Annotated in this window: 13 protein-coding genes and 4 pseudogenes; 9 read left to right on the forward strand and 8 right to left on the reverse strand. The window is 36.6% G+C overall.

What is annotated here, in order from left to right; genetic code table 11:
• Positions 1–340 precede the first annotated feature (340 nt).
• The 4 genes and pseudogenes from ACFIO5_RS08520 to ssb form a co-directional block, all read right to left on the reverse strand.
• Positions 341–736, reverse strand: a complete 396-nt coding sequence (locus ACFIO5_RS08520; protein WP_375633257.1) for a type II toxin-antitoxin system HicB family antitoxin — start codon at positions 734–736, stop codon at positions 341–343.
• Entirely contained in the window at positions 733–933 is a 201-nt protein-coding gene (locus ACFIO5_RS08525; protein WP_375633256.1) for a type II toxin-antitoxin system HicA family toxin, read from the reverse strand. The genes ACFIO5_RS08520 and ACFIO5_RS08525 overlap by 4 nt, the downstream gene beginning before the upstream one ends.
• Before the next feature lie 67 nt (positions 934–1000).
• Positions 1001–1537: pseudogene (locus ACFIO5_RS08530) on the reverse strand (hypothetical protein).
• 10 nt (positions 1538–1547) lie between these two features.
• Positions 1548–1994, reverse strand: coding sequence for a single-stranded DNA-binding protein (gene ssb, locus ACFIO5_RS08535; protein ID WP_375676807.1), 447 nt, complete (start codon positions 1992–1994; stop codon positions 1548–1550).
• 188 nt (positions 1995–2182) lie between these two features.
• Between ssb and ACFIO5_RS08540 the strand changes: the two genes are divergently transcribed.
• Positions 2183–2464: a type II toxin-antitoxin system RelE/ParE family toxin gene (locus ACFIO5_RS08540; protein ID WP_252619286.1), complete on the forward strand. Its 282-nt coding sequence runs from the start codon at positions 2183–2185 to the stop codon at positions 2462–2464.
• A 16-nt stretch (positions 2465–2480) separates the two neighbouring features.
• A complete protein-coding gene (locus tag ACFIO5_RS08545) occupies positions 2481–2774 on the forward strand; it encodes a HigA family addiction module antitoxin (RefSeq protein ID WP_375633253.1) in 294 nt (97 codons plus the stop codon).
• A 150-nt stretch (positions 2775–2924) separates the two neighbouring features.
• Here the strand turns inward: ACFIO5_RS08545 and ACFIO5_RS08550 are convergent, their stop codons facing one another.
• The 4 genes and pseudogenes from ACFIO5_RS08550 to ACFIO5_RS08565 all read right to left on the reverse strand — a co-directional run.
• Positions 2925–3401, reverse strand: a complete 477-nt coding sequence (locus tag ACFIO5_RS08550; protein WP_375637107.1) for a hypothetical protein — start codon at positions 3399–3401, stop codon at positions 2925–2927.
• A 294-nt stretch (positions 3402–3695) separates the two neighbouring features.
• Positions 3696–4325, reverse strand: coding sequence for a hypothetical protein (locus ACFIO5_RS08555; protein WP_375635026.1), 630 nt, complete (start codon positions 4323–4325; stop codon positions 3696–3698).
• Between the two features lie 488 nt (positions 4326–4813).
• Positions 4814–4993, reverse strand: a complete 180-nt coding sequence (locus ACFIO5_RS08560) for a hypothetical protein (protein WP_375643540.1) — start codon at positions 4991–4993, stop codon at positions 4814–4816.
• Positions 4994–5181: 188 nt separating this feature from the next.
• Positions 5182–5642 (reverse strand): annotated as a pseudogene (locus ACFIO5_RS08565) (crossover junction endodeoxyribonuclease RuvC); the annotation flags it as partial.
• Between the two features lie 454 nt (positions 5643–6096).
• Between ACFIO5_RS08565 and ACFIO5_RS08570 the strand changes: the two are divergent.
• The 7 genes and pseudogenes from ACFIO5_RS08570 to ACFIO5_RS08600 all read left to right on the forward strand — a co-directional run.
• On the forward strand, positions 6097–6318 hold the full coding sequence (locus ACFIO5_RS08570) for a hypothetical protein (protein ID WP_375705242.1): 222 nt from the start codon (positions 6097–6099) through the stop codon (positions 6316–6318).
• A gap of 60 nt (positions 6319–6378) precedes the next feature.
• Entirely contained in the window at positions 6379–6747 is a 369-nt protein-coding gene (locus ACFIO5_RS08575) for a S24 family peptidase (RefSeq protein ID WP_375705243.1), read from the forward strand.
• A gap of 131 nt (positions 6748–6878) precedes the next feature.
• On the forward strand, positions 6879–7040 hold the full coding sequence (locus ACFIO5_RS08580) for a hypothetical protein (RefSeq protein WP_375633260.1): 162 nt from the start codon (positions 6879–6881) through the stop codon (positions 7038–7040).
• 85 nt (positions 7041–7125) lie between these two features.
• Positions 7126–7251 carry a hypothetical protein gene (locus ACFIO5_RS08585; protein ID WP_375618719.1) on the forward strand — a complete coding sequence of 42 codons (126 nt, stop codon included), beginning with the start codon at positions 7126–7128 and terminating at the stop codon, positions 7249–7251.
• Positions 7252–7479: 228 nt separating this feature from the next.
• Entirely contained in the window at positions 7480–8139 is a 660-nt protein-coding gene (locus tag ACFIO5_RS08590) for a phage antirepressor KilAC domain-containing protein (protein WP_375633259.1), read from the forward strand.
• Between the two features lie 841 nt (positions 8140–8980).
• Positions 8981–9762: pseudogene (locus tag ACFIO5_RS08595) on the forward strand (ERF family protein).
• Between the two features lies 1 nt (position 9763).
• Positions 9764–9925, forward strand: a pseudogene (locus ACFIO5_RS08600) (lambda exonuclease family protein); the annotation flags it as partial.

Raw genomic sequence — 9925 nt, forward strand, 5'->3', positions numbered from 1 at the left:
ACAACTAGTGCAGTGGCGTCATTAAATACGATTTTTTACACTATGTCAACAAAAAAATCATGATCTTGTATTTTTTTATTTTAAAATAGAATATATAGAATTTTCTAAAACATTTTAGATTTTATAAATTATTGTGAAATTATTATAGGAGGGAAAGGCAATGACAGGTTCAGAAATATTAGATGCCATGTATATAGTATCAATGATAGTTATATCCCTCTTAACTATAGCGTTTTGTTTGCCTGCCGCCTTTTGATTTTCATTAATAGTTTGCGGATCATATGCAATCACACGCTTTTGCAAAAAAATCGAGAGTGAGAAATTTTTCCAGATTGATGAGCTAAATATTAAGCTCGTGACGGGCTGCTGTTGCCAAAAAAGCAGATCTTGTTAAACCTCTCTTTTGTGCACAATTATCAATTGCACGTAAAAGCCCTCGTTCAATTGATATATTTGTGCGTATGACTTCTGAATCATTTTCAATAAAAGGAACTTGTATTAAAAAAGCTCCTTCTGACAAAGCTGTTTTGACAGATTCCCGTTGTATGACTTCTTCAAATTTTGAAGGAATAGGCACTCTATCTACATCTTCACAATAAAGTTGGAGTGCTTCTGTTGCATTTGCTATTAAATTTTCTTCCTCATCAGCAGCAGAAAAAAGTCCCTCAAAATCAGGAAACTGAACACCAAAAGCAGAGTCTTCATCTTTATGAACAAGAGCAAAAAATCTTTTCATTCTTCTTCTCCTTCTTTTAACCAGCCTGCTTGTTGTGCGATAGAACGTGCTGTACCAATCGGAAGATTTTTTTTAGGATGTGGAACGATAACAACCTTATCATCTTTTTTTAATTTATGATGAGAACCTTTCACTTTGATAAGTTCAAAGCCATCACGCTTTAATTTTGTAATGATTTTTCGGCTATCTTGTTCCATTCCCTAAACTCATGATGTGTAAATATATACACATTTTAATGATTTTTCATCTGATGTCAATTCTTTTTTAACGGCTAAAGTGCTTATAAAGCGCATTAAGAGCAATGCGCAATGAAAGCACAAGGTGTGGTAGTGATTGATCTTCTATGACAAGATACTGTAATGCGGCATGAAGGTTATATTGACGGTGTAAACATTGAGCTTCTTGAACAACATCTTTTACAGCTAAAAGACGTTGTGTTGCCTTCTGTACCCATTTCTCTCTTGCTCCGTTATCAGAAGTTGTAGGCATTTCATCATAAATTGCATTAGGCAATCCTTTTGCACATAGGTAATTGTTTTTCACTTCAAGATATTTTTGCGCAGCATCATATTGGTCTTAATTGATTTCGCCTTGCAAATAAAGCCGCCCGATATAGGTACTGGAAAGTGGATTTTTAGCCTCTTCTATGGTCAAGCCAAAGCGTTTGGCACGCATTTCAATTGCCAATTTATCAATCGGTTCACGCGGTATTTTTGCTCGCGAGATACGACCATTGGGTTCTCTGATACATCCATTAATACGAGGACGTCCACGTTTTGTACGTTTTTTTCTTTTTGTCATATGTTATCAATCAGAATGGGATAGCATCATTAAGAGATGCGCCATGATCAGCAGCACCTGAAGCAATAGCATAATTTTGAGAAGTAATGGGTGAAGGGAATGCCGATTGCTCTTTTTTGGCATCAAGCAAATACAACTCGCCTTTGAATTGTGGTAAGATAATCTCTGTTGTGTAACGGTCATGCCCATTTTTATCTTGCCATTTGCGTGTTTGTAATTTTCCTTCTACGTAAACTTTTGAACCTTTGTTGAGATATTGAAGTGCAATTTTTGCTAAATGTGGATTAAAAATCACAACTGAATGCCATTCAGTTTTCTCTACTTTTTGATTGGTTTTTTTATCTGTATAGCTCTCAGAAGTCGCTATACTAAAATTGACTATTTCTGCTCCAGAAGTCATGGTTTTGCTTTCGGGATTAGCACCAAGGCGTCCGATTAATGTCACTTTGTTTAGCATGTTTTAGTTACCTTAAATTTGTATTTTAATATGTAAAAAATCTTAGCATAATTTTATTATTTTTTCAATTATTTCAAAATGATAATATTGTTTTTTAATATATAAAATTATGTTTTAAGGCGCCCTTTGATAAATAATCAATTGACATAAATGCATGGTGTATAGTATCAAGTATCAAGAGGGTATATATGGCAATCGTTAGTTTTAAGCATAAAGGATTGAAATTATTCTTTGAACGAGGAGTCTGCAAAGGCATACAACCCGCGCATGCTAAAAAATTAGCAAACATTTTAGTAATTTTAGATACAATATCCGCGCCTGAACAAGTTACTCTTAAATCGTATCGTCTACATGCGCTTACGGGCGATTTAAAAGGTTACTGGTCAATGCGTGTCAATGGAAATTGGCGTGTTACCTTTCGTTTCATTGGGACAGACGTTGAACTGGTTGATTATCAAGATTACCATTGAGTTTTGAGGTGTTATTATGATGTACAATCCTCCACACCCTGGCGGCATTTTGAAAGAAGAATTGCTTAATGAATTAGGGTTAACAGTAACAGAAGCTGCAAATCGTCTTGGTGTTGCACGTTTAACTTTATCCCGCGTCTTAAACTGTCATGCAGCGATTAGCATTAATTTAGCTTTACGGTTAGAAAAAGCGGGTTTAAATGATGCGGAATTCTGGCTTAAATTGCAACAAAAGTATGATTTGTGGCAAGCTCGGCATAACAGCCCAATCCCACATATTTCACCTCTAGAGCAAGTAGGGCATCTTTAAAAATACTTAGTCCATCTTTCTTCACACCTAGAGGTCATGTTCTTTAAAATCAAGCAACCCACGATAGTTTTTTATGCTCTTGTTGATTGCATCTATGAACGTTGAGAAGAGACAACGTAATCTGAACAGTTTTATAAAATCGGAATTTTACTATGGCTTTTTAACTGAGCACTGTAGTGTGTAAATAGATATGTTTATTAAATTGCGTGTACGTAACATAAGAAACAATACACAAACTAAAAAAGAATACCAAAGAGCAATATCTGAGTACCAAAGTACAGTATCCAATGGAAAAGAAAGCTTATACTCCACGTACTTAGAAATAATAGGCAAAGAAACAATTTCCTTATAACTATTTGGGAAAATTAAAACGATAAGCGCTAAACTTATTAGCTTTAAAAGTCTGTGCATATACTGTTGTAAATCACGTGTTAGTTTCACCCAACCTGTTGTATCATCATCTTTATATTTTGGAGTGTTCTGCAACTCAAAAGGAATATGAGAATTGCATAAAATTGCAAAAACCGCTGTGACTATTACCAAAGAAACAGATGCAAATGTCAAAATACTTTGAATAAAGTAGGGATTTTTTTTAATTCCTAAAAAACCTCTGCTCCGTCCCCCCAAGGAACATAACCAACAGCTGTTGCAACAAACTCTTTTTGCATTGGTTGTTTACGCTTTTTTAAGAACAGGTCTTTTAATATTCTCATGTTTTTAGTCCATAATTTTACCAATTGGTCTATTTACCTCAAATCAGACCGTACAGAGCGTTTTGTGTTTTTAATTGTAGTAAAAAAACTTCAAATCTCTTTGTACGGTGCCTTTTTGTCGGTTTAAACACATATCTAATCCCAAAATGATCAGCGCTTTTCACTAGTTTACTAACCTGCAATGTATTTCACTGTTCCCCAAGACCATTTAAATTCCTTCAAGCTTTTGCTTTTCAACCAACGTGAGTGGTTTTGAATTCTCTCTCATTGCCTTTTCTTTCAGCCTTTTTTCACGGGTGTTCAAAACAGCCTTGCGTACACTTTCGGCTTTTGAAAGAAGGGTGTTTTCTACTGTCTGGTAATAAGTTAAAAGCTCTCCACAAGTTGGCATAAATGTTTTTGATATCCCAATTGCTTGACCCGTTACGATATTTTCGACGCCCTTTTTCATAGCATATGACGAAATGCGGTCCAGCATCATGCCATAGGATAAAACGACGGCTTTGGCGTCTGTATTCGCAGGAACTCTCATGCTTGAGAGTAGGAAAGAAGTTTGCTCAATTTGATTAACTGAAGCTTTCACAGAAAGCAACGCTTGTAGATGATTCAAGCATCTAAGGTTTGCGCCTCCTCCTGTTTCGTCAATGTATTCCCAGCTTTCAGCGTCAATGGATGCCCCGGACTGATCATTTCCATAATCTTCTCCAGATGAGAGATGATCTCTGAGTTCGTTGAAGCCCTCTGCAAACTGTTCTGTAAAAGTTTTATGAGTGAATTTTCCATAATGACCACCTAACCGTTTTTCCTGTTCTAATCTTGCTTTTTTCTTTTCTAGCATTCCGATAGGACTTGTGACCCAATTGTACCAAGTCCTTTACCAATCCCGTTTGTTTGCATTTTTATTTGGATTTGCTATCCAGTAATTTGTGAACCGTTCGAACTCTAACAGCGCCTCATCATGGGTTAAGCCTTTATCGATTGCGTATTGCAAATTAGGTTCAAAATCCTCAGGTAAGAGAAAATCATCTTTTGATTTAGTCCGCTTCGCTTTTTGGGGAACGTTCTTTTGCTTGTGATTGGGAGGTTGGTTTTCTACATCCGTTGTGATTTGCTCTGGTTGGCTTCCGCAAGCATAAATCTCTATTGACTCATGAACCTGTTCGTTTGTTTCTAAATTTTCAGAACAAATTTCTTTTTTGCTAATACGATAGTATTAGTTTTTTATTATAACTGTTATTGTTTATGTTATATATGGGCATCATTAAGCATTGCTTTAGCATCGTTAAGCATACCACAAGCATCATTTGTATGTTTATCCCATCTTGCCTACGCTGCTTTCTTTGCTCTCTCTGATAACGTCTTTGACCGTGACGTCTTCGATACCTTCTCTAAACTGTCATTAGAGTTATTGAGTTCTTCTTCAACTTTTAAACTCCATAAACACCCATCATCTAAACGTTTGATATGACCTGTGCTTATTAAAACTTCTAACGCTTTCATAAACATTTTTACTGAACAGCCAGTGTAATCAGCCCGGACCTTCATATTATTAAAAGTGGTTTTCCAGTATAAAGCATTTGCAAGCGTAACTTTATGTAAACTTTGCACTCAAAGGGAGATAAACAAGCAAGATCAAGAATCCATTTATCTGCAAATAGCCTCCGTCCACGGTAATTTATTGGACATGTATACCCCCCTTCTTTCATTAAATATAAAATTGCTAAAGCATCTGCTTCGTTGTCGTCTTTAGGCGTATGTCCTTTTGCACACACCGCCTTAATCATTTTTTCTTTTGAGGCGTTACCTTTTCCTGTTGTTGCCTTCTTAATTGTGCCAACAGGAATGCCTTCATATGGTATCTGATGATGTTCACACCACGCTGTTAAGGTTGCTAGAAAGCCCCCGTAAATATGAGAAGCGTCTGTACCTACATGCCGGCGTACCTCTTCAAAATACACTGCGTCAATTTCATCAACGGACCTTTTTAGTTCAGTAAGCCACCGTTTAAAGCGTAAATAACGCATACCACCGCCTTCAAAACGGCGTGATTGAAAATCTTCTGTATCGCTTGTTATGTGACCATCAGCACCACGATCGCCCAGCCTGTCTTGGTCCCTAGATCAAGACATAAAATAGTTGGTGCGTTAGTGATCATAATCCCCCCTTAAGGCACTACGTATTTATGCGTGCGCATGGTGACGCGTAATCTATTAATTTTGTCTCTTTATTTAATGCCTGTTTAAGAATGTGAATGATGCTGTTGATGTTCATTACTATCTGTAGAAGCAGCAATAAAAGCAGATTGTAAGATAATTTAGAATCACATGATTGCGTCCTATAAAAAAACGAGAAAAAGTCTTCTGCCTTAATCGGTGCTCCAATTCTTTTAGCTTCATTCAAAAGAATTTGGATATGTTTTGTTGGAATTCTTCCACCAGTTCCACCTTTTGATATAGGACGGAACCAGGCATACACGCGTGTTCTATGAACCCCAAGCAGCTGAGATACTACCCTACGAACCCCACCTAACAGATTTATTATTTCCGAAGATTGTTTCATAGTACATTATGTAGCGATTATAAAAACAATGTTAAGAAAGAAAATTAATAATGAAACCACATGTTGCTAAATTAGAAAATGACGATTGTATACAACGTACCTACAATAAAGATATGACAATAAGTATCTCACAATGGTTGCAAAATGCCTTATCTGAAGCTGGATTAAGCCAATCAGAGCTTTCAAGACAGCTAACCGCTTCTTTAGGTCGCTCGATAGATCGTGCTGCCGTCAATAAAATGCTAAAAGAAACAAGAGATATTTCTGCTTGAGAATTATTAGAAATATCAAAGCTTACCGGTGCTTCTATTCCTCCTAATCACTTAGTTCCTTTGATTGGATCTGTAGGAGTCGGAGGAGAAATAATCGCAATAGATTCTGGTTGTCTAGAAGAAGTAGAAGCCCCGCCATCTGCTCCTAAAGGAACTGTTGCTGTTCGCGTGGTAGGTGATTCTATGTTTCCAGCCATTGAAGAAGGAAGCCTTCTTTTTTATTCCTATCATTTGCCACCAGAGGATCTTATTAACAACCGCGCTATCATAAAAACTAAATGTGGAAAAGTTTACATCAAAGTATTACGTCTCGGGAAAGAAAAAGGGAAATGGGTTTTATCCAGTATAAATGGAAAATATGCTGATATCGTAGATGTAGAATTAGAATGGTGTGCACCTATCGACTGGATTAAACCAGCCAGAATATGAATTAATATTTTTATACTTCTCTTCAAGAAAGCCTTTAGTTTATTACTTTTAAAAAAATTTTTAAAATCGCTACATTGGTATCCATAAACCACGCACAAACAATCGCCAAGAGGTGTTAGGGAGGGGAAATTATGGATAAGCAAATTCTTATAAATTCTGATAAAATTTTATTAGTTGTCTATAATGATGATCAAAACATTGGTCGGTCAGGACCACTTGATGAAAGCCAAGTTCTAAAAATTATTGACGAGGCAAATAATGAAATCCAAATCTTTCGCATCAATCCTTCTTAAAAGAGCTGCGAAGATATATCTGAAGATATCGCAGAATTTTATCTTAGAGAACGTGAAGAACAGTGTTTTAACGGAAACATACCTCATGACGTTATTTTACACATCACAGCATACGTTTTTTTTAGACGATATAAAACAGCATGAATATGACGATGCAATGTATGATTCTTACGAACAACAACACCGTTTGCATCCTTGTGATGTGCTTTAAATTCTGAAGGGCGCATTTAAAAGCGCCCCCCTTTCATTCATCAATCCCATCAACATGAGGTTCGTAATGGAAAAGCCTATTGCTATCCAGCACAATACAATCAAACACGAAACCGTTCAAACGGTCAACGCACGTGAGTTACATGAATTTTTGGAAATAGGGAAAGATTTCTCTACTTGAATTAAGGATCGTATTCATCAATATGAATTTGAAGAGGAAAGTGATTTTATAAAAACACAAGATTTGCGGTCCACAAAATTGGGGAGCGCAAAATCTAGAGCTGTTACAGCCATAGACTATCACCTCACATTAGACATGGCAAAAGAGCTTGCCATGGTAGAGCGTAATAAAAAAGGTAAACAAGCCCGTCAATATTTTATTGAATGTGAACGGCGTGCAAAGAAACCTTTAGACCTTGCAAACGCTTTAGAAGACCCTCTCTTTGTGAAAAAAACTGCTTTTAGAAAGTGTCACACAATTAGAGATTTTAAAAGTGAAGTGAGTATCCTTAAACCCAAAGCAGCTGCTCTTGAAAGTTTGCAACGTCACAACGGACTCTTCGGTCTTACAGAAGCCGCTAAAATACTCGAGATACAACCAAAACAATTCATTTTCTTCTTACAGCAAAAAGGGTGGTTTTACAGACGAGCAGCAGGTGGAAATTTGCTACCGTATCAAGACAAAATCCAAAAGCAACTTATGGATTGTCCGACCATCACACTTCAAACCGCAAATGGAATAGAAAAAGTTGTACCAGCAGCAGAAGGCATTGGTTTGCTGTTTCAAGAGCTTATAAAGACAAAGCATGCATTAAGAGCAACAATCATGGAAAAGAAATACGAAATGACTGATGAAACAATAGAGTTTGCTGGAAAAACTCTTCACTGAATTAAAGCCTTAAGAGATTTTGATGCTGTTAAAGCAGGAGACCTAGGCGGCTTTATACAAAAAGAAGACAACCTCAGTCATGATGGTAATTGCTGGGTAGGTGATGATGCAAAAGTTTATGGTTATGCCAAGGTTTTTGGTGATGCTTATATTGATAACATTTCTGGTATTTATGAAAATGCATGTGTTTTTGGTAGTGAATCTGTTACCAGAGAAACTAATATTTTTGGCAATGCGCAGATTTTTGGACATATTCGTGTTTTTGCCAATGCACAAATCTACGAAAATGCACAGGTTTCTAGTGTTGCATTTATTAGTAGAAAAGCTAAAATTTATGACAGTCCATTGATTTCCATCAGAGCAAAAGTTGGAGGAAATGCCAAAATCTATGGTTATGCATTTATTCAGGGAACGCAGAGATCATCAATGATGAAATCATCACAAAGGGCGAGAGGCAATAAACCATGGAAAAAAATACGAATTTACTGATGAAATAGACATTCTCTATCGTCGCCCAGTTCGTTGCATGCGTGCACTGAGAGACTTTGGAAACGCTTGTGTTGAATCCAATGCACATATTTTCGATAATACGCAAGTTTACGGAATAGCCGAAATTCACGGCAATGCAATATTTGTGAAAAAGCTCATATTGGTGGTGATGCTGTTGTATGTGGTAACACATGTATTTCAAGCAACACATATATTAGTTATAATAGAAAAGCCGAGAACATATCCCTAGGAAAAGACAGAGCGTATAAGCCCTTTCTAACAGCCAAACCAGCCTTTTAAAACATGCGTGATTCACGCCACACGTGAATTGCGCGTAATGGAGTAAATCAAAATGAGTGAACAAAACACTAACCTAATAGAAATTGAAGAAACACATCATTTAGCCGTCGAACAAACTGCTATGGAATGTATTTTAAATAAAGCCTTAGAAAGTGACGTCAGTATTGACCGCTTAAAGCGTCTTCTTGATTTAAGAGAAAAAGAAATAGAACGACAAGAGCGCCAAAACTTTGTCCGTGATCTTTCGGCTATGCAAACAAAATATCAAAATATTGAAAAAACTCTACAATCACCCATACAAACAGCAAATACGCTATGCTTGATCAGTACATTGATGCTGTAAAGGACGGGTTTGCAAAATACAACTATATTAAACATTAAACAGAAAAAAACGTTACCATAGAAATAATTCTGTCTCATCCTTCAGGAAATCAAATCTCAACAGAAGGAACATTTCCAATTGACAGTACAGGCTCTAAAAATAACATACAATCAGTTAGTTCTACACTTACCTACGCACGGAGATACCTGTTAGGCATGCTTCTTAATGTAGCAAGTAAAGAAGACGATACAGATGGTCAACCGCAAATCAAAGAAGGCGATACAAATAATCAAAAAGTTTCCTCTAAACAGATAAAGCAAATCGAAGAATTAATTAAAGAAACAGGGACAAATGAAAGTAGTCTTCTTTATTTTGCAGAAGCAGAAAAACTAACAGATATGTCTTGTAAAAAAGCAGAATTGGTTTTGGGGCATTTGGAAAGAAGAAAAAATATTCAAAAAGAAAAAGCTCTACAATCGCTCCCATCACAAGAGCAACAAACAGCGGTGTGAGATGGAACAAAGAACAGCAGAATGGTTCCAAGCGCGCTTGGGTAAAGTCACCGCATCAAATATTTACAGCGTACTCAGTAAGACAGCAAAAGGATTGCCTACGAGCAAATATGAAGACTACAAAATCAAACTCATAACAGAGCGCTTAACAGGCGAAACAAGC

The organism is Bartonella sp. AA86SXKL (assembly GCF_042196885.1).

What these genes read in the sequence shown, in the direction of transcription:
- ACFIO5_RS08520 (WP_375633257.1), bottom strand. Translation starts at nt 736, where the DNA reads ATGAAAAGATTTTTTGCTCTTGTTCATAAAGATGAAGACTCTGCTTTT.
- ACFIO5_RS08525 (WP_375633256.1), bottom strand. Translation starts at nt 933, where the DNA reads ATGGAACAAGATAGCCGAAAAATCATTACAAAATTAAAGCGTGATGGC.
- ssb (WP_375676807.1), bottom strand. Translation starts at nt 1,994, where the DNA reads ATGCTAAACAAAGTGACATTAATCGGACGCCTTGGTGCTAATCCCGAA.
- ACFIO5_RS08540 (WP_252619286.1), top strand. Translation starts at nt 2,183, where the DNA reads ATGGCAATCGTTAGTTTTAAGCATAAAGGATTGAAATTATTCTTTGAA.
- ACFIO5_RS08545 (WP_375633253.1), top strand. Translation starts at nt 2,481, where the DNA reads ATGATGTACAATCCTCCACACCCTGGCGGCATTTTGAAAGAAGAATTG.
- ACFIO5_RS08555 (WP_375635026.1), bottom strand. Translation starts at nt 4,325, where the DNA reads ATGCTAGAAAAGAAAAAAGCAAGATTAGAACAGGAAAAACGGTTAGGT.
- ACFIO5_RS08560 (WP_375643540.1), bottom strand. Translation starts at nt 4,993, where the DNA reads ATGTTTATGAAAGCGTTAGAAGTTTTAATAAGCACAGGTCATATCAAA.
- ACFIO5_RS08570 (WP_375705242.1), top strand. Translation starts at nt 6,097, where the DNA reads ATGAAACCACATGTTGCTAAATTAGAAAATGACGATTGTATACAACGT.
- ACFIO5_RS08580 (WP_375633260.1), top strand. Translation starts at nt 6,879, where the DNA reads ATGGATAAGCAAATTCTTATAAATTCTGATAAAATTTTATTAGTTGTC.
- ACFIO5_RS08585 (WP_375618719.1), top strand. Translation starts at nt 7,126, where the DNA reads ATGACGTTATTTTACACATCACAGCATACGTTTTTTTTAGACGATATA.